The sequence below is a fragment of the Phocicoccus schoeneichii genome (assembly GCF_014635565.1).
GTDB lineage: Bacteria > Bacillota > Bacilli > Staphylococcales > Salinicoccaceae > Phocicoccus > Phocicoccus schoeneichii.
On record NZ_BMDB01000001.1, the window covers coordinates 572,992 to 596,076 of the forward strand.

Genomic DNA, 23,085 nt, shown 5'->3' on the forward strand with positions numbered 1-23,085 from the left:
TTACAATGATATCACATGGATTAACCCATGTACATTCCGCCGTTGACATGAATCGTTTGGCCAGTAATGTAGCGTGCTGCATCGCTCACTAAGAACGAAACTGTTCCAGCAATATCATCTAAATGACCAAATGTTTTTAAAGGAATTTGTTCGAGCATCTTACCTTTAACGTCATCAGATAATACATCAGTCATATCACTTTCGATAAATCCAGGGGCAATCGCGTTTACTGTGATATTTTTAGCGGCGAGTTCACGCGCAACGGAACGCGTTAACCCATCAATTCCTGCTTTAGATGCCACATAGTTTGCTTGCCCTGCATTCCCTAAACTCGCAACGACACTTGAAATGTTAATGATACGTCCAGATGCTTTTCTAATCATCGGACGCGATACATTTTGAATCACGTTAAATGCACCTTTTAAGTTAACATCAATTACGTTATCAAAATCTGCAGGTTTCATGCGCATGAGTAGTCCATCTTTAGTGATACCTGCGTTGTTAACAACAACGTCAATTTGACCATACGTATCAGTAATGTATTTGATCATCTCTTTTACGCTGTCATATTCTTGTACGTGGCATTGATAGCTCTCAGCATTTCCGCCCGCTTCTTTAATTTTATTCACAACTGCTTCCGCACGATCTTTACTACCTGAATAGTTCACAATTACTGTATACCCATCTTTTCCAAGACGTTCTGCTATTGCACTACCAATACCTCTAGACGCGCCTGTTACTAATGCAATTTTACTCATTGATAAATCCCTCCACTTGTTCGAATGTATCAATATTTCTAGTTGAAATCTCTTTACTAATCTTTCTAACAAGACCTGATTGAACTTTCTTAGGTCCTACTTCGATTGATTCCGTTACGCCTAATTCCACTGCCGTTTCTACACATTCTACAAAACGTACTGGTGATGTAATCTGTTCAATCAAGTTTTCTTTAATTGTGCTCGCATCCGTCTCAGCTTTTGCAGAAACGTTTTGTATTACAGGAATTACAGCATTATTGAATTCAATTGACTCTACGAATTCTCGGAATAAGACTTTCGCATCGTCCATTAAGTATGAGTGGAATGCACCGGATACTTTTAATGGCATCGCTCTTCTTGCCCCATGTTCTTTTGCGACACTTGTGAATGCTTCAACCTTGTCTTTATCACCAGAAACCACAATTTGGTCAGGTGCGTTAATATTCGCAGGTGCTACTTTTTCTGTATCTGAGGATAACTCTTCACAAAGTGCTACAAGCTTGTCTTTATCCATACCAATAATTGCTGCCATCGCACCAGTATCTGCTTGGCTCATCAGTTCACCGCGTTTTACAACTGCTTTAATACCATCTTCTAAAGATAAAACACCGGCATGTACAAGGGCTGGCAACTCTCCAAGTGAATGACCAATCAGGTAGTCTCCTTGAATATCTGTTGCAGCAAGTACAGCAAGTGAATGTGCAAATAATGCAGGTTGCGTGTACTGTGTTTCATTAAGTCTCTCATCATCTTCACTAAACATAATTGACTTTAAATCAAAATCGATCGCATTAAAAATTTTGTCGAGTAATTCACGTGCTTTGTCACTATTCTCATATAAGTCTTTTGCCATAGTGCCATACTGCGCACCTTGTCCTGGAAACAGTACTAGTTTAGACATTATCTTTTATTCTCTCCTTAATTTTCTCGATCGCATTTGATTCTGCTAGACTTCTTGTAACTCGAATTGCATTCTTGATTGCTAATGAATCACTAGAACCGTGTGCTTTTAATACTATGCCATCAAGACCAAGTAATGGTGCTCCACCAAATTGACGATAATCCATCATATCTTTAAGAGCTTCAACATCTTTCTTTAGAACGAGTGCCGCAACTTTATTTACCGCACGTTTCAAGAATACATTCTTCACTTCGCTTAAGAGACTCATGGATGTTCCTTCTATCGTTTTTAAAATGATGTTACCAGTAAATCCATCTGTTACTGCGATATCATATTTACCAGATAAAACGTCACGTGTCTCAAAGTATCCTTGGAAATTTAAATCACTATCTTTAAGTAGTTGATAAGTTTCTTTTGTAAGTGTTGTGCCTTTGATTTCTTCACTACCATTATTTACAAGACCCACAGTCGGGTTTTTGCGACCTTCAACCGCTTCTACATAAACAGTTGCCATCTGTGCAAATTGTAATAAATGATTTGGCTTGTTTTCTGAGTTTGCACCCATATCTAGAAGCATGAGCCCTTTGTCACCTGTAGTTGGAATCATCGATGCAATCGCTGGTCTTTCAATTCCTTTAATTCTACCCACAACAAATAATCCAGCAGTTAAGAGTGCACCTGTATTACCTGCAGATAAAACTGCAAGCGCTTCTTTATCTTTTACTGCTTTAGCTGCTCTCACAAGTGAAGAATCTTTCTTACGTCGGATTGATTTTACTGGGTCATCATCAGAGTTAATTGATTCTGATACCTCAATAAATTCAACGCGCTCATGTTGATGTGGAAAAGATCCTTTAAGCCCGTAAGCTAAAATCTTAATATCATCATACTCATTTACTGCTTCTATCACACCATTTGCGATAGATTCAGGGGCGTTATCGCCACCCATTAGATCTACTGCAATTGTTTTCATTTACTTTCACCTTCATTTTTAAAATACATCTCAAACTCCCCGACAAAAACGAGGATATCTTCAACAAAAGATTCTACTCTTATTGTAGCAATTTTTCCGATCGTTTGAACTACTTTAGCGTGAGCGACTACTCTATCTCCTAAATGAACAGGTTTTCTAAATTCTATATTGGCACTTTTAGTCAGTGCGAGCGGTACATTAATCATTGCAACACAAAGTGAATTTGCTTGAGCAAATAAAAAATGCCCTCTTGTGAGCGTATTGTTATTAAATACATGTGCTTCTTCTACATTGAATACAGAAGTTCCACTCTCATTTAATTTAACATTTACGATTTCACCGATGACGTCTTCAAGCATAATGCTCTTAATTTCATCTACTTCTTCCGCCACCCTTTTAATTCGAACTCTATGCTCTGGAATCTTTAATACTTGCCTATCAAGTCGAATCGTTTGAATAGAAACATTCAATCGCTCCGCAAGTGCTTCATCAGTTAAAAAAGGATCTCTCTCAATATATAACTTTAAAAGCTTTTGCCTATCTTCTTTTTTGTATTTAACCAAGTAATCGCCCCATTTAGTAGTTGGTACTAATTTAGTATATTAAACTTAACTCATAAATTCAATTAAAAAAAGACTAGTTTATGGACTAGTCTTCTTCTATGATTTTTGCTTTTACAATCAAGCGTTTCTCAAATAAAAGCGTTTCTGGATTATAGTCTTCACAAGTAATTAAAGTAAGAATTTGTGGTTCATCCTCATGTTGGTCGAGTATATCCACTTCAGTAGGCGTGACTTCAAAAATATCATAAATCTTATATTTTTTTATGCCTTTTCTCGTTATGAATTCAATCTCATCTCCTACATTTGCTTTATCGAGATAGTTAAACCGAATTCCTGCACCTTCAACGCGATGACCAGCGATTGGTATATTCTGCATATCAAGATGATCAGATGCTTCTAATAATCCGACACCATTTCTTAACTTCTCTTCAGAAAGTGGCCCGTAATAAACAGGTTCAGTGATATTTGCAGCTTCAATTTTTAAGATGCCAATCATATCATCTTTAATATTGATACCCGCTTTACCTGACGGTTCAGCACCAGTGATGAATTTTTCAAGCGCATTGACTTTCACGTCATTATCTTCATTCTGAAAGCCTTCGATTATTTTATCGTTTAAGCGATCTGTAAACACTTCTCTAATGTCTTGCCAGAAAAATAAACAAAGGGCAGTGAGTATAAGTAATACTCCCAGTATTCTTGTAAAAATTCTCATATTTCACCTCTCAAATAGCTGAATTGCTTCGTCACGTGCGATCTCAAGCATCCTATAATCTTCCGCTAAATCTGCAGCCTTAAATTCTGGAAGCCCACTCTGTCTAATTCCGAAGAAATCACCAGGACCTCTCATTTCTAAATCTCGTTCAGATAGAATAAATCCATCTGTAGTCTCAGTCATGATATTCATTCTCTCCGCAGCCTGTTCTGTCTTAGGATCACTGATTAAAATACAGTAACTCTGCTTATCGCTACGTCCAACGCGTCCCCTGAGTTGATGAAGAGTTGAGAGACCAAATCGTTCTGCGTTAAATATTGCCATCACTGTTGCATTCGGAACGTTAATCCCTACTTCAATAACCGTTGTAGACACTAAGATGCGTTTATCTAATGACTCAAAAGTTTCCATTGCTTGGGCTTTTTCATCGTTTTTCATTTGGCCGTGAACAAGAACCACTTCTTGACTGCCAAATTCATTCATAAATAACTCATAAATTTCATTCACTGTAATAAGATCGAGTGTTTCTGATTCTTCAATGAGTGGTGCTACGACATATATACTGTGACCTCTATTATGTTCACTTCTAATGAAGCTCATGACTTCATCTAATTCGTTCGAACGCCTCCAGGTCGTTTCAATTGGCTTACGTCCTGCAGGCATCGTTTTGATTATAGACACATCCATATCACCAAATGTCGTAATAGATAACGTTCTTGGGATTGGAGTGGCGGTCATGTACAATACATTTTTGTGTCTCGCTTTATTATTCAATTTTTCACGCTGATTCACACCAAAGCGATGCTGTTCGTCTGTGATGATAAACCCAAGGTTCTTGAATACGACGTCATCTTCAATTAAAGCATGAGTACCTATGATTAAATCGATATCGCCACTCTTCAAACGATTTAATATCTCGTGCTTTTCCTTTTTAGTCGTAGAACCTGTGAGCAATGCAAGATTTAACTCTCCACTAAATGTTTCAGAAAGAGATTCAAAGTGTTGATTTGCAAGTACTTCAGTTGGAACCATAAGCGCACTTTGAACACGTGCCGTTTTTGCAGCGTACACACAAATACCTGCAACAATAGTTTTACCGCTCCCCACGTCACCTTGAAGTAGTCGGTGCATTGAGTAATCCGATAATAAATCTCGACAAATCGCATTGACGCTCGTCTTCTGATCTTTCGTCAGTTCAAACGGGAGTGTTTGTATAAATGCTTTTAACTGATCAATATCATAATGGACAATAGTTTCTACATCCCTCACACGCTCTTGTCGACGTTTTTCCATGATTTTTACTTGATACATGAACAGCTCGTAGAATTTTACTGTTCTACGCGCACGATTCACATCTTCAAATGATTCAGGAAAGTGTAGCAGATATAACGCATCTTTAATCGGCATGAGTTGGTACTTTTCTATTAATATGTCTGGGATATCATGCTTGAACTGTGCTTTTTTGAATGTTTCTTTTACAAGGTTTTTAAACGTCTTGTTATGCATGGCCTTGTTTAATGCATATCTGATTTCTAACTTCTCATTAGTGTTAAAAATAAGCTTCTGTGCGCTCATCTCTTGCTTTAGCTTATTGAATTTACCAAATATTTTGACGGTCTCGTTGACCTTGATTTTATCTCTTAAAAAAGGTTGATTAAAAAACGTGACCTTAAAGTAAATATCATTTGCTTCCATAAAGAATACAAGTCGATTCATACCGCGTCGCATATAAGTAACTGTCGGATCTGTTTTCACAATTCCTTCTGCAGTCACTGTCTCTTCAACTTCTACTGAATTTAGATCAACGGGTATATGACTCATATAACTATTCGGAATCTTAAAAACAACGTCATTTGCATCGACGATATGAATACTGTTCAAACGTTCTTTTGTCTTCGGACCGACGCCTGGTAAGTCATCAATTAAAAAAGCCGGCTCTATCACGTGGTACATCGTTAACTACCAAATAGTTCTTGTTTTAATCTTTCACCAGTCGGCGTAGCTGCAAGTCCACCACGACCTGTTTCTCTTAGAGATGAAGGCATCGTTAAGCCAATTTTGTACATTACTTCAACAACCTCGTCAGCAGGAATTCTTGATTCAATGCCTGCTAACGCCATATCTGCTGCAGTAAGCGCATTTGATGCTCCTGCTGCGTTTCTCTTCACGCATGGAACTTCTACAAGTCCTGCGACTGGGTCACACACGAGTCCAAGCATATTTTTTAATGCGATTGCGAATGCATGCGCACACATTTCTGGTGTGCCTCCATTCATTTCAACGAGTGCTGCTGCTGCCATCGCAGATGCACTTCCGACTTCTGCCTGACACCCACCAGCTGCTCCAGAAATACTGGCGTTATTTGCAACAACTAAACCAAATGCACCTGCAGTGAATAAGAACTTAAGCATTTCTTCACGAGTAAGGTCTGGATTTTTTTGCCTCATGGCAAATAAAACGCCGGGTACAACACCAGCAGATCCAGCAGTAGGCGTGGCACAAATTTGTCCCATTGCAGCGTTCACTTCATTCGTACTAACAGCAAATGCAATTGCGTATAGATTTAGGTCTCCAGACAATCCACGCCCACTCTCAATGTACTTCTGCATTTTTAGTGCATCCATTCCAGTAAGTCCTGTTGTAGATACAACACCTTCTATACCTTCAGCTGCTGCGTTTTCCATTGTCTTTAAGTTCAGTTCCATGCCATTCATCACATCTAATGGAGTGAGTCCAGACACTTCAACTTCTTGTTCAATCATGATGTCCGCAATCGATTTTTGTTCATTTTGTGCTTTTGTAATGAGTTGATTTATACTATTAAAAATTGCCAATATGATCTACCTCTCAATCTCCGTGAAGCTCAATTACGCGCTTAACACCTTTTGTACTATTAATTTTATCGACAGTTGATTTTTCAATTGAGCCATCTAGCTCAATTGTCATGAGTGCAATCTGTCCAACTTCTTTTCGTGATACGTTCATATTACCAATATTTACTTTTTGGTCTTTTAATATCGCAGTTACATCTGCAATTGTACCAAACTCATCCACGTGGAATACGAGTAGCGCATGGTAGTTCCCAGATATACTGATTGGATAATCGTTGATCGATACAAGTTGTATCTTACCTCCACCAATTGAGATACCTTCGACCATTAGTTCCTCTTCACCCTTAAAGAGATGGAGTAATGCTGTATTTGGGTGACTTCTTTCTTCCATCATTTCAATGATATTGATTGTCACACCCTGTTCTTTTGCATGATCTAGTGCATGTATGATTCTGCTATCATCGGTGTTATAGCCAAGTACCCCACCTACTAAAGCAACATCTGTCGCATGACCTCTGTATGTATCTCTAAATGATCCGTACAGATAAATATCCACTTTATCTGGTTGTTCTCCAAATAAATTTCTTGCTGTGAGTCCGATTCTCACTGAACCGGCAGTATGTGAACTCGATGGACCTACCATTACAGGACCTATAATATCAAAGACACTTTTATACTTCATAAAAAAACCGCCCATTCTATAAAAGCCACACCCATTGGTGTGGCTCTGAAATTATTCTGCTGAAATTAAGTAACTATATACTGGTTGTTTACCATCATGAACTTCAAATTCGACATCTTCGAATTCTTCTTCAATCTTATCCAACACACTTTCTAGTGTATCATTATTTCCGTCTTCACCGATGAATACAGTAACGATTTCTGTATCTTCATCAATCATCTTACGAATTAGGACATCTAAAGTCTCAGAGCCTTCATCGTTTGACGTTATAATTTTACCGTCTAAAATACCCATGTGTTGGTCTTTCTTAATATCGATATCATCGATTTTAGTATCACGTACTGAGTACGTAATTTGACCAGTTTTCACATGCTGAATTGCTTCAACCATGTCATCTTCATTAGCTTCTAAAGATGCGTCTTTCGTATATGCAAACATCGCGCTGACACATTCAGGAATTGAACGTGTTGGAATCACGATGCTTGGCACTTCCAATAATTCTTGTGCTTGCTCAGCTGCCATGATGATATTTTTATTGTTTGGCATAATGATAACTTCTTTTACATCTTCGTCTTTAATGATGTTAATGATATCTTCAGTTGATGGGTTCATTGTTTGACCCCCACTGATGATATGTGTCACACCGATACTTTTAAGCATCTCATTAATACCTTCACCACTTGATACTGCGATAATTGCTGTGTCTATTTTTTCTTTTTTCTCATTAGACTTGCCACGTTTATCTTCAATTGCTCTGAACTGTTCACGCATATTGTCTACTTTAATCTTGATAATCTCACCGTATTCTGCACCGTAAGTAAGTGCTTTACCTGGTGTTTCAGTGTGCACGTGCACTTTAACGATTTCATCGTCATTAATCACAAGTAATGAATCTCCGAATTTGTCCATATCGTTTCTGAAGTCTTCTTCAATAAACTCTTTCTTACCATCTTCAAAACGAACCATGAATTCTGTACAGAAACCAAATGTAATATCTTCTGCAGACATAAACTCTTCAAATTCATGCGTATCATTAATAAATTCATCTGTATCAACTGAATCCGCTTCATCTTCTACAATTTCTTCACCAGTTAATGCTGATAAAAATCCTTCGTACACATAAACTAAACCTTGTCCCCCAGAGTCTACTACACCAACTTCTTTTAGAACGGGTAATAAGTCAGGAGTTCTCTTAAGTGACGCTTTAGATTCTTCAACAACGATCTTCATAAGTTCTGCGATGTCTGTCACAGAATCTACTGAATCAACGGCTTTTTGAGCTGAATCTTTAGCTACTGTTAGAATTGTACCTTCTACTGGTTTCATTACAGCTTTATACGCTGTCTTAACTCCAGCTTCTAATGCTTCAACGAATGAATGAATATCTAGAGTTTCTACTTCTTCAACGTGCTTAGAAAACCCTCTGAATAATTGTGATAAAATTACGCCTGAGTTTCCACGTGCACCCATTAAAAGTCCTCTTGAGAAATGTTTACCTACTTCTCCGACATGCGTAGATTTTACATCCTTAACTTCATCTGCACCCGATGACATCGATAAATTCATATTAGTTCCAGTATCACCGTCAGGAACTGGGAATACGTTAAGTGAATCAACGTAGTCCGCATTCTTTTTTAAGTTGTTTGCACCAAGTAAAATCATCTGGCGAAACTGTTGACCATCTATTTTCTCCATTATAATAAATCCCTTCTTATTACTCGTCAGAGTTAATCACTCTAACTCCTTGTACATGAATATTCACAGAATCAATTTCTAATCCCAAAGTCTTCTCAAGTGTATATTTTACAGTTGATTGCACATTACTTGCAACCTCAGAAATCTTAACTCCATATAGAACGATAATATATAAGTCTATTTTCAATTTGTCAGATTCATTTTCAACTACGACTCCACGTGCATAATTTTCTTTTCCAAGTAGTTCAGCAAAACCATCCCTAAATGTTTTTGATGCCATACCCACGACTCCGTAGCTTTCACTCATGATACCACCAGCAATGTTTGCGATGACATCCATAGAAATATCAATTGTTCCTAAATCATTTTTAATTTCTAGTGACATATAACTCACTCCTAATCATCATATTATTATAGTCAATTTACATGCCTATTGACAAGTGCTATAAAACAGGGCATTATTAATAACAGTTGTAATTTACGAACTTTTTGTTGAATATAATACTATATTCATGTATTATATTATAGTATTCGTAAACTAGAATTAGCAATTAAATTGTAAAGGAGTGGGACGAATGGCAAAAGAATGTTACGTAACTGGTCGTAGAGCAAGATCTGGTAACAACCGTTCTCACGCACTAAACGCAAGCAAAAGAACTTTTGGTGCAAACTTACAAAAAGTTAGAATCATGGTTGATGGCAAACCTAAACGTGTTTGGGTTTCAGCACGTGCTTTAAAATCAGGTAAAGTAGAACGCGTTTAATCGCTATATAAAAAAGAACATTGCAAACTGCAATGTTCTTTTTTATTTTGCCTATAATTAGTTAAAAATACTCATAACCCAAACCATGAACATACCGATGAAGATAGATGGGATCATGTTCCCTACTCTCATCTTAGTTACGTTTAACATATTTAGTCCAATCGCAAGCAGAATTACTCCACCTGTCGCACTTACCTGTGCTGTCATATCATTCAGTACAGCCTCTGGTATAAAACTTGCGAAGCCTTTAGCTCCAAGTGAAATTCCCGCTTCATATAGAAACGTCGGTATTCCTGAAATTACAACACCTAAGCCATAGGTTGCTGTCATAACTAGTGCAATAAAGAAATCCATGATTGATTTTGTAAATAGTACGTCATGAGATCCACGAAGACCTGCATCTAGACCACCAACGATACCCATCGCACCGATGATAAAGACAAGTGACCCTGAAACAAGACCTTGAGAAATATTACCACCGTTTTTATCTCCCATTCTGTATTCAATCATGTGCCCCATTTTGTTGAGTTGTTCTTCAAGGGCTAAAACTTCACCAATGACGACACCAATAATCAAACTGAGTAGCGTCGTTAAAACGTCAGTTGAACCAGCAACCATCTGTATACCTAAACTCATGATTACAAGTGCTTGAACTTTTAAAATGGAATCTTTTATATGCTCTGGAATAAATGTAAAAACGAGACCGAGTAGACCACCTATGACTATCGCAAGTCCGTTTACAAAAGATCCTAATAATATCATCCACTCACCTCTTATCCATAGAATGTATTAATAAAATATCTTTATTCGTAGTTACTGTTGCCACGTCACCTATAAATTCATTGCTTACTGTTAATGTTTTTCCTGGTGAAATATTTTCCTCATTTAATTCATATTTAAGTTCTTCTAAAGAAAGCACTGTGTTTTCATGAATTGGAATAAATGAGACATACTTAAAACCTTTATTGATTATCTTATGTTTACCACTATTTAAAAGACTTAAATCATTCTCTTTATCTTTTAAGTGGATGTTAACCTCGCGTAGCGCATCATTTTGTAGTAAATAGATGTTCATAAGCGTATGATCCATTCTGCCCCCAAATGCCCCATATACGTCGATTTCAGTGTATCCTTCTTCTACGAGCGATAAAAGACAGAGTTCTGTATCCGTATAATCTTTTTCGCTTTGTACGACATCTATTTTTAAATGGCTCTTTAGAAATTTGAGTTCTTCTTTCGTTACTGAATCAAAATCACCAAAGGCATAAGTTGGAACAATACCCGATTTTAATAGGATAAGTGCACCTTTGTCAACACCTGCCCAGTCCCCATCTAAATTTAAAAGAGAGACATTCGTCTCTCTAAGCAATACATTTATCATCATTTTTGTTTAATATCCAAAATTGTTTGTTTTGGATCCTCTGATTTAAATAAGAATGAACCACTCACTAATAAATCCGCACCCGCTTCAGCACATAATTTACCAGTTTCATCATTCACGCCACCATCCACTTCAATGAGGAAGTCTAATTGTTTCTTCTTTCTAATTTCATCGAGTTCTTTAATTTTATCGATACCACTCATAATGAAGCTTTGTCCACCAAATCCAGGATTTACAGTCATTACAAGTACGAAATCTACAATATCTAGGACATATTTGATTGACTCTACAGGTGTGCTTGGATTTAAGACAATCCCTGCTTTCATACCTTTAGACTGAATATGAGTGATCAATCTATGCGCATGAGCAGTTGCTTCGATATGAAAACTTAAATACTCTACACCCATCGCTTGAAATTCATCAACAAATTGTTCTGGATCTTCAGTCATTAAGTGAACATCTAAGGGTATATTAGATTCTTTTGCAATCGCTTCACATACTGGAATTCCGTATGAAATGTTTGGTACAAACTGTCCATCCATAATATCTAGATGAAAAATATCAGCCCCAGCTTCTTCCATTCTCTTCATGTCAGAACCTAAGTTTAAAAAATCACTTGCTAATAATGATGGTAATACTTTAACCATTAATATCGCTCCTTGTAGTTTTCTATTTCCTCATAAATTTGTAGATAGCTCTCGTATCTCGTCCTATTTATATCTTCAGATTCTACCGCACTCTTCACACCACATTTGGGTTCGTTGATGTGATTACATCCACGGAATTTACAAGACTCACTCGGCATATCGAAATCTATGAAACAATATTTAAGTGCCTCTTTTTCTATGTGCGTAAATTCTATAGTAGAAAACCCTGGTGTATCGGCAACAAGACCACCGTTCTTTTCAACGAGCTCTACATGTCTCGTTGTATGCTTTCCACGACCAAGCGCCTTACTCACCTCACCAGTTTCGAGTCCAAGTTTTGGTAATAATGTGTTAAGCAAAGTGCTCTTTCCAACCCCTGTTTGCCCTGCAAGTACTGATAGTTTATCTGTAAAAACCTCTCTTAAATCTTCGTCAAAATGCTCTTTAGAAGTAAAGAATATCTTATACATTTTGTACGTTTCTTTTATCTTCTCAATTAACGCTTCATCAGTATTTAAATCTTTTTTCGTAATAATTAACACGGGCTCAATATCAAATGATTCGCTATATGCAATAAAGCGGTCGGTCAGATAAAAACTGAAATCCGGACTTTTCAAACTCATCGTAATGAGCATTTGGTCGACGTTTGCAACTTGCGGTCTCTTCAGTGCATTCTTTCTTTCGTGAATAGTTGTGAGTGTACCTTCAGTTAAATTGTCTGATTCAAAATCAACAATATCCCCAACTAATGGGCTGTTCATTCCTGATTTACGAAATATGCCACGCGCCCGTGTTTGATATACCTCTTCATCTACTTTGATGTAATAAAATCCTGAGAGTGCTTTAATAATTCGTCCTGTTCTCATGACACGCTCCTCTTATAATTTATCTATAATAGTATATCAAATATCTGAATACCTATGGTATTTTGTTAAAATATATTATACTTATATTGCATGTATACACATAACTGGGAGGAATATTTGTGGAAGTACACATTAATGAAATACCAAAACTTCTTAATGAAGATAATGTAGAAATTTTAGATGTAAGAGAAATTAACGAACTGAGTGAAGAAGGTTACATCGAAGGCACACGTCATACACCTATGTCAGAATTTGACGTTGAGACGGTTTCACTCGATAAAGACAAGAAATACTACATCATGTGTCGTGCGGGGGGTCGTAGCGCGAGAGTTGTAGAATACATGGAACATAATGGCTATGATGCAACGAACTTAGAAGGCGGCATCAGTGCATACGACGGAGAAAAATTATTTAAATAATATAAAAACCAGCAGAATTCACTAAAGAATTCTGCTGGTTTATTTTATGCTGGTGACACTTTTTCTTTTCTACTTTTAATAATGTTCAGTGCAAATATCACAATTACAATTGCGAGTCCGATGATATCCGTGATTGTTTCAGGGATAATCAGAGAAATTGCTGCTGCACCGATTAGGATTCTAAATAGCCAGTTTAAGTTTGTAGCAAAGTAACCTTCAAGTGCTGCAGAAATCGCAACGATACCAATAACTGTGGTTGTCACAACGACCGCGACATCCATCATATTCGCAAGTGGATATTCTCTCGCATTCATCGCAAGTCCTTCCACATTAATGAGTAATAATGATGGATCGAATACGAATACAAATGGGACTAAGAAACCAGCTAACGACAGTTTAAATGCTGCAAATCCTGTCTTCATCGGATCTCCACCTGAAATACCTGCACCCGCAAATGCCGCTAGTGCCACTGGTGGTGTTACGTTCGCGAAAATACCGAAGTAGAACACAAACATGTGTGCAACAAGTACTGGCACTCCGTATTCAGCTAAAGCTGGTGCTGCCATAGTTGCTGTGATGATATACGCTGGAATTGATGGTAACCCCATTCCAAGTACGAGTGAAGCAATCATCGTGAAGAAACATGTAAGTAGTAATGAACCTGCGCCAAGTGCAGCAATTGCTGAAGCAAGTACTGAACCGAAGCTTGTTAGTGATACTACCCCAATGATGACACCAACAATCGCACAGGCAATCATAACTGACAGTGATTGTTTCGCACCAAGTTCAAGTGCCTCCAACACATCTTTAAATGACATGCGCGTTGTTTTCTTAATCTGAGCGACTAAGATTGTGATACCAATCGTATAAATCGCTGCTCTACCGATTGGTAAGTTCAAGTAAAGCATATAAATTAAAGCAACAATTGGTAATAGTAAATGTCCACGTTCTTTAAGTACTGTTGAAACTTGTGGTAATGCTGCTTTACTAATTCCAGTTAGGTTATTTCTACCTGCTCTAAAGTGAACCTGCATGATCACTGCACCAAAGTAAAGTAGTGCTGGGATTGCTGCTGCAAGTGCGATCGTAGAGTATTTAATTCCTGTAGTCTCTGCCATGATAAACGCACTCGCACCCATGATTGGTGGCAAGATTTGTCCACCAATTGAAGAACTTGCCTCAACGGCTCCAGCGAATGTTCTACCATATCCTACTTTTTTCATTAGTGGAATAGTAAATGCACCTGTACTTACTACGTTTGCTACTGCCGCACCGTTGATACTACCCATGAACCCACTTGATACAACTGCTACCTTAGCAGGACCACCTTTATATCCTCCAGCTAATGCAAGTGCTAAATCGTTAAAGAATAACCCCATTCCAGACTTTTGTAAGAATGCACCAAATAAAATGAACAGAAAGATAAAGTTCACAGATGCACCAATGGCTGTAGAATAAAGGCCTTCAGTCTTAGTGTATAAGTGTCCAAATACATCGCCAAAATCAAATGGACGTGTATATAGTAAGTTCGGCATAAAATCTAAGGAACTAATGAACGGGTAAATTAAGAACAGTAACGCAAGTATCGGAAGAATGAATCCCGTTACCCTTCTCGTTGCTTCAAAGATTAGCACAACAGTTAGGACCGCAAAGATTAGGTCCGTCGTATTTGGAATTCCACCACGTTCCGTTACGATTGCTGTGTAGTTAAATACTATGTACCCTGCAGTCGCAAGACCAAGTAATGCTAAAACCCAATCATACCAAGGTGCTTTCGTTCTATCTGACGTTTTAAATATTGGGTAAAGTAAGAAGATTAAAGCAAGACCTACTGCAACATGAATCGCACGTGCTTGTAATGTTGGAATCGGATTAAAGACAATGTATATGTGAAACAATGAGTAAAATACTGCAATAATCGATACAATCATTGCGACATGTTTCGATTTAAATACACGAGTTGTTGAATCTCGGTCATATTTTTCTAAAACTTCTTGAACATCAGCTTCTAGATTTTCACCTTCTCTAGCTACGATATCTTCAGCTGTTATAACCTCTTTTTCGTCACGCTTCGTCATGTTATACCTCCTATAATCGAAGTAAATAAAAAATTAGTGGTGTGGACGCTACCTCTATCTCAACTGAACTATAGTCTTCATAAATTTCATATAACTTTAATTCATTAGAATCAAAATGAACTGTTGTTTGTACGTTATTTGAGACATTAAGTAAAATTGGCGGTCTTAATTCATTGATTGTCAGTTCAACAAAACCATCATCATTTAATTTAGATATATATTTCACATCTGTTGGCACACCTGCACCAAATGTTTTAAATGATGATTTTGTTAAGAAAAGTGCACCATCTCTTATTTCATAGGTCTCGAACCACTCTTCTTTTTCAACAGAATGAATCCAATGAATCTCAAAAGAATCATTATAAATTTTTTCAACGTGTCCATTTTCCCCAGTAATTTTTAAATAATCGACCTTGATCAATATTAGAAAAAGGAGCATTAAGATAATGCTCCCAATTAAGATTAATTTTTTACTGCTCATCATAGTAGCGTTTTGCACCTGGGTGCAGTTCGCCTACTGAGATATTTTGTGCTTCTTCAAAGTTGATATCTTTTGCTGCCTGGTGAGAGTTTTCTAATTTGTCTAGGTTCTCAAATAGATATTTTGTAAGTTCATACACATCATCTTCACTTAAGTCAGAACGTACTACAAGTGCGTTTCTGATTGCAGCAGTTGGAATGTCTTCATCATTTCCATATGTTCCAGCTGGAATTGGTAATGATTCAAAGATAGGTACGCTTTCTTTAAGCGTTTCAACTGCTTCAGCTTCGATTGGAACAATTTTTAAATCTACAGAGTTTTGAAGTTCCATCACTGATGCATTTGGTAATCCACTTGTCGTAAATGCAACATCGATCGAACCACTCTTAAGTGCGTCAGCAGCTTCAGCATATCCGAGATAGTCTACTTCTATGTCATCATATGTAATGCCATGTGCTTCTAACACTGCTTTCGTTGCGATTTCAACACCTGATCCTTGGTCACCTACAGCGACACGTTTACCTTTGATGTCATCGACACTTTCTACACCTGTTTTACCAGTTGTGATGATTTGAACATAGTTTGGATAGAGGTTTGCTAAAATTTGAACGTTGTCTATTTTTTCAGTAAATCCATCTGTACCTTCAAGTGCTTGAAGTAATGCGTCACTCATAACAAATGACATTTCAACTTTTTCTTGCGCCATTAAATTTAAGTTCTCAACAGACGCACCAGTGGTTTGCGTTCTTGAGTTAATGCCAAACTCTTTAGAGTAACCGTCTGCAAGTGTCGTTGCGATAATGTTATATGGACCAGAAGATCCACCAGTCGCGATCGTAAGGATACGTGTATCTAAGCCTTTTGTATCCTTATCTCCTCCATCGCTACTTTCTTTGTTGTCGTTACCACATGCCACTAAAACTAAGGTAACAGCAACTAATAAAAACATAACTATACGTTTGTACATATTTATACCTCCAATTTCAAGTTTAATTAAATTATACCCTAAATACAAATATATGAAAACGCTTGAATTCAGAAAATTAAAAAAGACACTCAAAACTTTGAGTGTCTTAGTCTTAATATTATGAGCGGTCTACGTTTTCACGTACGTTCGAAATGATCATTCCGCTGTTTACGTATCCTGGGATACTATTTAAGTTAACATCCATGTCTTGTTCTGGTACATCGTAAACAATTTTGTTTGCGAAGTATTTGAATGATTCTTCCATGATGATTACTGTGATCCACTCACCAGCACAACGGTGGTTAGTCCAGTAGTCTCCGCCACCTTGCGGAATAAGGTCGAATGGTGATCCATCCCAATCTAAGAATCTTTCTGGGTTGAATTCATTTGGATTATCCCATAATTTTGGATCATGAGTTGTTCCGTAAATATCAATAACAAGTGATTGATCCGCTGGTAATGTTACCCCATCAATTTCAACTTCCACTTTCGTTTTACCAGGTAAGAATGGTACGAATGGGAAGAAGCGACGTACTTCTTGACTGAACATATAAGGATAATCTTTAACTGTTTTCATTTTTTCAACTGCTTCAGGGTGTTTATGAAGTGCAAGTACTCCATAAGAAATGAAGCGGTTGATTGCGATTAATGGACGGAATGTGTTCATTAAGTCTATCGCACATAATCTAGAATCCATTTGATTTCCTTCATAGTCAGTCCATCTAGCGAACTCATAAAGTGCAGTTCCTTTTGGAGGGTGAATTTCACCTTTACGTGTTTTGATTACTTGATCTTCTAACCAGTCTTCAACACGTTTACGTGCAGCTTTAGATGATCTGTATCCTTTAAATGCGCCACCTAGACCTTTGAATGAGTCAATCATGATATCCATGTCTGTAGCAATTTGTTCGATTTCAGATTCTGGAGCTTGTACTCCCGCCCAACGTGTACCAACACGAGTTAATAGAATGATTGATTCACGGTATACGTTAACTTCATCCATTTGCTCCATGCGCTCTGTGTTAGCCATCCAGAAGTTACGTGTTAATTCACGTACATACTCAAGGTTACCCTCAGTCATTAATGACATGAATAAAGCTTTTCTGTCAATGTGTTGTTTTCCTGTTGTTGTATGAATTGCACCTTTTCCGAATAGTGTATTTACAACACGTTTAGGTAATGTGCCCTGACGCTCAATCTTATCGTTATCGTAAAACAGTTCAGCTGCTTCTTTCCCGTTAAGTACAACGAATGATTTACCACCTAACGCGCGTGTTTCAAACACATTTGTGCCGAGGCGTTCTCTTTGATTACTTGTATATAAGTAACCTTCGCGCATCACTTTTAATGTGTTGTCTAAACCTTTGTCTCTTTTTAAAGTTGCCATAATTTATTCCTCCACTTGAAGTTTCCATAATCAATTATACAAATAACTGTCTCACAGTGCCAATATTTACTCGTTTTCTACTACTTCTTCTATAATCTTTTCTCCATCGACTTCAACTTTATACTTTCCATCCTCGCCTTCCTCTAATGCGAGAGTGATTGTATGCTTACGGTCTTCAGTGATTTCAAATTCTTCTAGGATCTCGTCGTAGTCGTGATCCTTATCATCGATATAGATTTTAACTTTACTTGGTTTTTTATCTTTTTTACTTGATGAATAAGGAATTTCGATATTGAGTTGATATTGTGTGATTTCTTTCGGCTCCTTACCTTTTGAAACGATTAAATTGATTGGTGAACCTGGTAAAAATGATCCATAACTTGGATCTTGACTCACGATTGCACCACTTTCAATTTCCTCATCGTATATTTCATTGATGACATTTACTTTGAAGCCAAGCGATTCTAACTCGTTTCTAGCATCTGTTAACTGCCATCCAACGTAGTTAGAAATTTCAACAGGTTCTACACCATCACTCACCGTAAGTGTCAGTGTCTCGTTCTCAGGGAAGATAGATACTCCGCTTCGAATCGACTGCTTCATAATTTCACCAGCTGGCACGTCATTACTGTATTCTGTCTGTATATCTACCTTATCAAACTTCAGTGCATCAATATCTGATTGAACACTTTCCAACTTACTTCCGACAAAATCCCCCATAGTATAAGGTTCAGGACCCTTAGAAACGATTAAATCAACTGTTGAACCTTCCTCTAGTACTGCTCCTTTTTTAGGTGCCGACGCAATGACATTACCAGAAGCGAAATCATCATTGTACTCTTCAGTCACTTCACCTAAAACAAGATTCATCTCGGTTAGTCTTGCTTCAGCATCCGCCTGGGACATTTCGCTTAAATCAACTAGTTCTACAGTATTCGGTTCTTTCGGCCATAGTAGATAAATCACAGCGGCTAAAGAAACGAGTACAAATAGAAGGAAAAGAACCCACGGCCAAATACGTTTCTTTTTCTTTTCAGGCTCTTCTTGAACAGGTGCTACTACTGGTTCTTTTTCTTTTGCTTCAACCTTTGGTGTATCTTCTTTTAAAGGTACTGGAATTGGTGCTGGACGATTCTCAGGTTCTTTTCTACCCTTTTGAAGATAATGAATCGTCTCATTTCTATAGTTGAGTAATACTTGAATGACTTCCCTAACATTTGAGTAACGGTTCTCAGGTTCTTTCTCTGTACATTTGAGTACAATGTTTTCAAGTCCCACTGGCGTTTCTCTGTAGTCATTAATATTCGGAATATCATCTTGGATATGTTGTAAGGCGACAGATACTTGTGTTTCTGCTTGGAATGGTAATTCACCAGTTATTAGCTCAAATAGCATGATACCAAATGAATATATGTCTGCGCGTTCGTCTGCACTTTTACCTTTTGCTTGTTCTGGTGAAATGTATTGTACAGATCCCATCACTTGGTTTGTCTCTGTGAGACGTGTTTCACTAAGTGCCTTCGCAATACCAAAATCTGCGATTTTTATATTCCCTTTTTTATCAATTAAAATGTTTTGTGGTTTAATATCTCTGTGAACAATACCTCTGTTATGGGCGTGTTCAATACCACTTAAAACACTGATAGATAACTCAATAATCTTTTCAAAATCAATTGGATTGTTTTTGTTTATATATTCTTTTAAGTTTGAACCATCCACATATTCAGTTACTAAAATATTGTATTCATCTGAATCATCCACATCTAATACCGTTACAATATTTGGATGAGATAATTTAGTTACGTTTTGTACTTCACGTTGGAATCGCTCTACAGTTTTTTCTTTATTATACGGATCCGCCTTGATGAGTTTTACTACGACTTCTCTATCTAGGATAATATCCTCTGCAAGATAAACAGAACTCATTCCACCGCCAAGATACTTTTTAAGTAAATATCTATCGGCTATAATTTTTTCAGTCATTATGTTCTACCATCTTTCAACTGTGCAAGGATTACACTTATATTATCTTTCGACTTCAAAGACACCGCTTCATTTACTAAATCTTCAGTAATACGATCCACATCATTTCCCTTATACACAATGTTGTGGAGTGTCTCTTCATTCATTTTATCTGTCAAACCATCTGAAGCGAGAAGTAGATAGTCATACTGTCTATTTCTAAGTTTAAAGACATCTGGTTGGACGAGTCTCGTAGTTCCAAGTGCTTTAGTCACAATATTTCTTTGTGGATGAACGAATGCTTCTTCTTGTGTAATTTCACCTGATTCAACAAGCATGTTTACAAATGTATGATCTTTCGTCACCTGTAAAATTTCTCGTTTTTGTAATGCATATACACGAGAGTCTCCAATATTTAAAACATATATTGATTCGTCAGTAATCACTGCCATTGCAAGTGTTGTACCCATGTTATGTTCTGTAGTTTCTTCATTTGAATATAAATAAAGTGCTCGATTTGTTTTTATCACTAAATCTCTTAAGAATGGTTCTAGCTCTTGCTCATTAAAAAAGTTTGAATTTATCCATGTTTCTTCGATTTTATCGATGACAAATTGAGCGGCAACTTCACCTTTTTCATGGCCACCCATTCCATCTGCTACAAGAAGTAGCATTTGATCAGTCTTATTTTTAAACACACCGATACGGTCTTCATTTAATTCTCTATAGTTACCTGTAATACTCTTCGTACTAATGTTCACAATTGACCTCCCTAAGAAGACTAAGCTTTTTTAACAAATCGTGCGATATAAAATCCATCTGTTCCAAATTCATGTGGCAAAATTTGACGATTCGTACCTTCAAATTCAAATGGCTCAATTTGGAAAGAATCAAACTCGATATCATCGTGTGACTTCTTAAAAGTATATGCTACATTCTCGTTTTCCATCTGATGTAATGTACATGTAGAATATACTAAAACACCACCTGGTTTCAAATACTTCACTGCATTATTTAGGATACTAAGTTGAAGTTCTACAAATGATTCGATATCTTCTTCACGAACTTTATACTTTATTTCTGGCTTTCTTCTAATTACACCAAGACCAGAGCACGGTGCATCTACGATAATTTTATCGTACATTTTACCGTAATCACTTTCTGCAGCATCTTTTAGTGAGATAGTCAGATTTTTGTGTCCAAGTCGCTTTGCTTCTTGTTTGATAAGAAGTAATTTGTGTTCATGAATATCACAAAAATCAACATGTCCGTCTTTCATGGATTCTAATGCATGGAATCCTTTACCACCTGGAGCTGAACATGCGTCTAAAATCGTATCATCTATATCTAATTGTAACGCATAGTTGACACACATCGAACTTGCATCTTGAATACCGAATAAGCCATCTTTATAGCCACGTGTATTGGTAAGTCCGCCACCTTTAACATGAATCGCATCGCTATGAACAGGCGAGATTTCCGCACGAACACCTTCTTCAGTTAGTGTGTCAATTAGAGACTCTCTATCCGTTTTTTTCTTGTTTGTGCGCAAGTACATCTTAGGTCGTTCTAGTAGGCTTTTTGCTATTTCCTCAGTTGTTTCTTCACCGTGATGCGAAATCAGTTGTTTTACAATCCATTTTGGTAAAGAATATTGAAGTGAAATTCGGCGTTGTATATTTTGAATCGTACTTGGATCTCTTTTTTCAGATCTTAAATAGTTTCTTAAAATGCCGTTCACTTGGTTAGCACTCTGTCTACCACCGACTTCTTTTGCAATCTCAACTGCCTCGTTAATTACAGCGTAGCTTGGAATTTTATCTAAATAATCGAGTTGGTAAATAGATAAAATAAGCAAATTACGTTGCCATCTTTTCACACGTGTCTTTAAGAAAGGTGCAAGTTTGTATTCAATTGTCATTTTATTGCTAATTGCACCGTAGACGATTTCCGTCAGTAATCCTCTGTCTTCTTTTATGAGATCATTTTCTTCAATCATCTGATTTAAGACTAGATTAGAGTAACCGCCCGCATCCATAATGATTGTGTATGCATCTAGCGCAAGTTCTCTTACATTCATATTATTCTCCTAGTACAAGTCCAACATAACTTGGATTGTTGTTAATAAAATCTACTGCTTGGATTCTTTTCTTACCTGCCGGTTGCACTTCTGTGATTAGAAGCAGTTCATCCTTTGTTGCAACCATGAACCCGTCTACAGTGATTTCGATAATCTTACCTGCTGGTTCTGTTGTTTGTTCATTTGTAATTTTTGATGCATATAGTTTTAATCGTTTTCCATCTAATAATGTATATCCGCCTGGAAAAGGATTCAGTCCTCGAATTTGGTTAAAGACCTCTCTTGCTTTTCTGTTAAAATCTACATACTCGTCACTCTTTAATATATTTGGGCTAAACGTTGCCTCTTCGTGATTTTGAGGTGTCCTGTGATTTGTATCATTTAAAATACTTGGAAGCACTTCTAGTAGAAGATCGCGACCTAAGTAACTAAGCTTGTCATGCATTGTGCCTACACTGTCTTCATCTAGTATTGGTATTTCTTTTTGTGCGATTATATCTCCACTATCAAGCGTTTTTGCCATATACATAATGGAAACGCCTGTTTTCTCGTCGCCTTCGATGATACTTCTATGAATTGGTGCGCCACCTCTGTGCTTAGGTAAAAGACTCGCGTGAACGTTGATTGCACCGAGTCTTGGTATGTTTAAGACTTTCTCACTTAATAGCTGCCCATATGCAGCTGTGATAATTAAATCAGGGTTCAACTGAGTGATTATTTCTAGCCCTTCCTTAGAGACGTTCTCTGGTTGATATACAGGAATACCGAGCTTTTTAGCTGCTGCAGCCACTGGTGGTGCAGTCAAGATACGCTTTCTACCAACTGGTCTATCCGGTTGTGAGACCACGAGATCTACATTATATTCATTGTGTACTGCTTCTAATATTGGTACTGAAAAGTCTGGTGTACCCATAAAAATTATTTTTGTCATTATT

At 37.2% G+C, this 23,085-nt stretch carries 24 protein-coding genes; 2 read left to right on the forward strand and 22 right to left on the reverse strand.

What is annotated here, in order from left to right:
- Nucleotides 1–20: 20 nt before the first annotated feature.
- From fabG to IEU51_RS03045, 10 genes are all read right to left on the reverse strand, one after another.
- Nucleotides 21–758, reverse strand: a complete 738-nt coding sequence (gene fabG, locus IEU51_RS03000; protein WP_186087046.1) for a 3-oxoacyl-[acyl-carrier-protein] reductase — start codon at nt 756–758, stop codon at nt 21–23.
- The gene (gene fabD, locus IEU51_RS03005; RefSeq protein ID WP_186087043.1) at nt 751–1,659 is read right to left on the reverse strand and encodes an ACP S-malonyltransferase; all 909 of its coding nucleotides are present in this window, start codon (nt 1,657–1,659) and stop codon (nt 751–753) included. The genes fabG and fabD overlap by 8 nt, the downstream gene beginning before the upstream one ends.
- Nucleotides 1,652–2,632, reverse strand: coding sequence for a phosphate acyltransferase PlsX (gene plsX, locus IEU51_RS03010; protein ID WP_186087040.1), 981 nt, complete (start codon nt 2,630–2,632; stop codon nt 1,652–1,654). Before plsX ends, fabD begins: the two co-directional genes overlap by 8 nt.
- On the reverse strand, nt 2,629–3,195 hold the full coding sequence (gene fapR / locus IEU51_RS03015; RefSeq protein ID WP_186087037.1) for a transcription factor FapR: 567 nt from the start codon (nt 3,193–3,195) through the stop codon (nt 2,629–2,631). The genes plsX and fapR overlap by 4 nt, the downstream gene beginning before the upstream one ends.
- Before the next feature lie 85 nt (nt 3,196–3,280).
- On the reverse strand, nt 3,281–3,910 hold the full coding sequence (locus tag IEU51_RS03020) for a sortase (protein ID WP_186087035.1): 630 nt from the start codon (nt 3,908–3,910) through the stop codon (nt 3,281–3,283).
- 3 nt (nt 3,911–3,913) lie between these two features.
- On the reverse strand, nt 3,914–5,863 hold the full coding sequence (gene recG / locus IEU51_RS03025) for an ATP-dependent DNA helicase RecG (protein WP_186087032.1): 1,950 nt from the start codon (nt 5,861–5,863) through the stop codon (nt 3,914–3,916).
- A 2-nt stretch (nt 5,864–5,865) separates the two neighbouring features.
- Entirely contained in the window at nt 5,866–6,738 is an 873-nt protein-coding gene (gene sdaAA, locus IEU51_RS03030) for an L-serine ammonia-lyase, iron-sulfur-dependent, subunit alpha (protein WP_186088369.1), read from the reverse strand.
- 19 nt (nt 6,739–6,757) lie between these two features.
- Entirely contained in the window at nt 6,758–7,423 is a 666-nt protein-coding gene (gene sdaAB / locus IEU51_RS03035) for an L-serine ammonia-lyase, iron-sulfur-dependent subunit beta (protein WP_186087028.1), read from the reverse strand.
- 51 nt (nt 7,424–7,474) lie between these two features.
- Entirely contained in the window at nt 7,475–9,121 is a 1,647-nt protein-coding gene (locus tag IEU51_RS03040) for a DAK2 domain-containing protein (RefSeq protein ID WP_229713856.1), read from the reverse strand.
- A 16-nt stretch (nt 9,122–9,137) separates the two neighbouring features.
- On the reverse strand, nt 9,138–9,503 hold the full coding sequence (locus IEU51_RS03045) for an Asp23/Gls24 family envelope stress response protein (RefSeq protein ID WP_186087023.1): 366 nt from the start codon (nt 9,501–9,503) through the stop codon (nt 9,138–9,140).
- A gap of 190 nt (nt 9,504–9,693) precedes the next feature.
- Here IEU51_RS03045 and rpmB point away from each other — a divergent pair, with 190 nt between their 5' ends.
- Nucleotides 9,694–9,882 carry a 50S ribosomal protein L28 gene (gene rpmB, locus IEU51_RS03050; protein WP_186087020.1) on the forward strand — a complete coding sequence of 63 codons (189 nt, stop codon included), beginning with the start codon at nt 9,694–9,696 and terminating at the stop codon, nt 9,880–9,882.
- A gap of 57 nt (nt 9,883–9,939) precedes the next feature.
- On the opposite strand, the gene IEU51_RS03055 is transcribed toward rpmB, so the two are convergent.
- From IEU51_RS03055 to rsgA, 4 genes are read right to left on the reverse strand one after another with little or no spacing between them, the layout of a single operon-like run.
- Nucleotides 9,940–10,644, reverse strand: coding sequence for a DUF554 domain-containing protein (locus IEU51_RS03055; RefSeq protein WP_186087017.1), 705 nt, complete (start codon nt 10,642–10,644; stop codon nt 9,940–9,942).
- Between the two features lie 4 nt (nt 10,645–10,648).
- The gene (locus IEU51_RS03060) at nt 10,649–11,266 is read right to left on the reverse strand and encodes a thiamine diphosphokinase (RefSeq protein WP_186087014.1); all 618 of its coding nucleotides are present in this window, start codon (nt 11,264–11,266) and stop codon (nt 10,649–10,651) included.
- Entirely contained in the window at nt 11,263–11,910 is a 648-nt protein-coding gene (gene rpe, locus IEU51_RS03065) for a ribulose-phosphate 3-epimerase (protein WP_186087011.1), read from the reverse strand. The genes IEU51_RS03060 and rpe overlap by 4 nt, the downstream gene beginning before the upstream one ends.
- Nucleotides 11,910–12,776, reverse strand: a complete 867-nt coding sequence (gene rsgA, locus IEU51_RS03070) for a ribosome small subunit-dependent GTPase A (protein ID WP_186087009.1) — start codon at nt 12,774–12,776, stop codon at nt 11,910–11,912. Before rsgA ends, rpe begins: the two co-directional genes overlap by 1 nt.
- Before the next feature lie 119 nt (nt 12,777–12,895).
- Between rsgA and IEU51_RS03075 the strand changes: the two genes are divergently transcribed.
- Nucleotides 12,896–13,195: a rhodanese-like domain-containing protein gene (locus IEU51_RS03075; protein ID WP_229713811.1), complete on the forward strand. Its 300-nt coding sequence runs from the start codon at nt 12,896–12,898 to the stop codon at nt 13,193–13,195.
- A 44-nt stretch (nt 13,196–13,239) separates the two neighbouring features.
- Here IEU51_RS03075 and IEU51_RS03080 read toward each other — a convergent pair whose 3' ends face one another.
- The 8 genes from IEU51_RS03080 to fmt all read right to left on the reverse strand — a co-directional run bounded on the left by IEU51_RS03080 (nt 13,240) and on the right by fmt (nt 23,081).
- Complete coding sequence (locus tag IEU51_RS03080) at nt 13,240–15,273, reverse strand: TRAP transporter permease (RefSeq protein ID WP_186087006.1); 2,034 nt, start codon at nt 15,271–15,273, stop codon at nt 13,240–13,242.
- 10 nt (nt 15,274–15,283) lie between these two features.
- The gene (locus IEU51_RS03085; protein ID WP_229713813.1) at nt 15,284–15,712 is read right to left on the reverse strand and encodes a DUF1850 domain-containing protein; all 429 of its coding nucleotides are present in this window, start codon (nt 15,710–15,712) and stop codon (nt 15,284–15,286) included.
- A gap of 31 nt (nt 15,713–15,743) precedes the next feature.
- Complete coding sequence (locus IEU51_RS03090) at nt 15,744–16,721, reverse strand: TAXI family TRAP transporter solute-binding subunit (RefSeq protein WP_186087003.1); 978 nt, start codon at nt 16,719–16,721, stop codon at nt 15,744–15,746.
- 118 nt (nt 16,722–16,839) lie between these two features.
- Entirely contained in the window at nt 16,840–18,108 is a 1,269-nt protein-coding gene (locus IEU51_RS03095) for a cytochrome P450 (protein WP_186087000.1), read from the reverse strand.
- A 66-nt stretch (nt 18,109–18,174) separates the two neighbouring features.
- Complete coding sequence (gene pknB, locus IEU51_RS03100; RefSeq protein ID WP_229713815.1) at nt 18,175–20,091, reverse strand: Stk1 family PASTA domain-containing Ser/Thr kinase; 1,917 nt, start codon at nt 20,089–20,091, stop codon at nt 18,175–18,177.
- Nucleotides 20,091–20,831 (reverse strand): Stp1/IreP family PP2C-type Ser/Thr phosphatase, encoded by a 741-nt coding sequence (locus IEU51_RS03105; protein WP_186086997.1) that lies wholly within the window; start codon nt 20,829–20,831, stop codon nt 20,091–20,093. Before IEU51_RS03105 ends, pknB begins: the two co-directional genes overlap by 1 nt.
- A 20-nt stretch (nt 20,832–20,851) precedes the next feature.
- Nucleotides 20,852–22,150 carry a 16S rRNA (cytosine(967)-C(5))-methyltransferase RsmB gene (gene rsmB / locus IEU51_RS03110; RefSeq protein ID WP_186086994.1) on the reverse strand — a complete coding sequence of 433 codons (1,299 nt, stop codon included), beginning with the start codon at nt 22,148–22,150 and terminating at the stop codon, nt 20,852–20,854.
- Between the two features lies 1 nt (nt 22,151).
- Nucleotides 22,152–23,081, reverse strand: coding sequence for a methionyl-tRNA formyltransferase (gene fmt, locus IEU51_RS03115; RefSeq protein ID WP_186086991.1), 930 nt, complete (start codon nt 23,079–23,081; stop codon nt 22,152–22,154).
- Nucleotides 23,082–23,085 lie beyond the last annotated feature (4 nt).

Bases quoted from the DNA above. Each gene is read 5' to 3' on its own strand.
- rpe (WP_186087011.1), bottom strand. From the start codon at position 11,910: ATGGTTAAAGTATTACCATCATTATTAGCAAGTGATTTTTTAAACTTA.
- rsgA (WP_186087009.1), bottom strand. From the start codon at position 12,776: ATGAGAACAGGACGAATTATTAAAGCACTCTCAGGATTTTATTACATC.
- IEU51_RS03060 (WP_186087014.1), bottom strand. From the start codon at position 11,266: ATGATGATAAATGTATTGCTTAGAGAGACGAATGTCTCTCTTTTAAAT.
- fabD (WP_186087043.1), bottom strand. From the start codon at position 1,659: ATGTCTAAACTAGTACTGTTTCCAGGACAAGGTGCGCAGTATGGCACT.
- IEU51_RS03045 (WP_186087023.1), bottom strand. From the start codon at position 9,503: ATGTCACTAGAAATTAAAAATGATTTAGGAACAATTGATATTTCTATG.
- IEU51_RS03085 (WP_229713813.1), bottom strand. From the start codon at position 15,712: ATGCTCCTTTTTCTAATATTGATCAAGGTCGATTATTTAAAAATTACT.
- plsX (WP_186087040.1), bottom strand. From the start codon at position 2,632: ATGAAAACAATTGCAGTAGATCTAATGGGTGGCGATAACGCCCCTGAA.
- IEU51_RS03020 (WP_186087035.1), bottom strand. From the start codon at position 3,910: ATGAGAATTTTTACAAGAATACTGGGAGTATTACTTATACTCACTGCC.
- pknB (WP_229713815.1), bottom strand. From the start codon at position 20,091: ATGACTGAAAAAATTATAGCCGATAGATATTTACTTAAAAAGTATCTT.
- recG (WP_186087032.1), bottom strand. From the start codon at position 5,863: ATGTACCACGTGATAGAGCCGGCTTTTTTAATTGATGACTTACCAGGC.
- IEU51_RS03055 (WP_186087017.1), bottom strand. From the start codon at position 10,644: ATGATATTATTAGGATCTTTTGTAAACGGACTTGCGATAGTCATAGGT.
- fabG (WP_186087046.1), bottom strand. From the start codon at position 758: ATGAGTAAAATTGCATTAGTAACAGGCGCGTCTAGAGGTATTGGTAGT.
- fmt (WP_186086991.1), bottom strand. From the start codon at position 23,081: ATGACAAAAATAATTTTTATGGGTACACCAGACTTTTCAGTACCAATA.
- rsmB (WP_186086994.1), bottom strand. From the start codon at position 22,150: ATGAATGTAAGAGAACTTGCGCTAGATGCATACACAATCATTATGGAT.
- IEU51_RS03095 (WP_186087000.1), bottom strand. From the start codon at position 18,108: ATGGCAACTTTAAAAAGAGACAAAGGTTTAGACAACACATTAAAAGTG.
- rpmB (WP_186087020.1), top strand. From the start codon at position 9,694: ATGGCAAAAGAATGTTACGTAACTGGTCGTAGAGCAAGATCTGGTAAC.
- IEU51_RS03080 (WP_186087006.1), bottom strand. From the start codon at position 15,273: ATGACGAAGCGTGACGAAAAAGAGGTTATAACAGCTGAAGATATCGTA.
- IEU51_RS03090 (WP_186087003.1), bottom strand. From the start codon at position 16,721: ATGTACAAACGTATAGTTATGTTTTTATTAGTTGCTGTTACCTTAGTT.
- sdaAB (WP_186087028.1), bottom strand. From the start codon at position 7,423: ATGAAGTATAAAAGTGTCTTTGATATTATAGGTCCTGTAATGGTAGGT.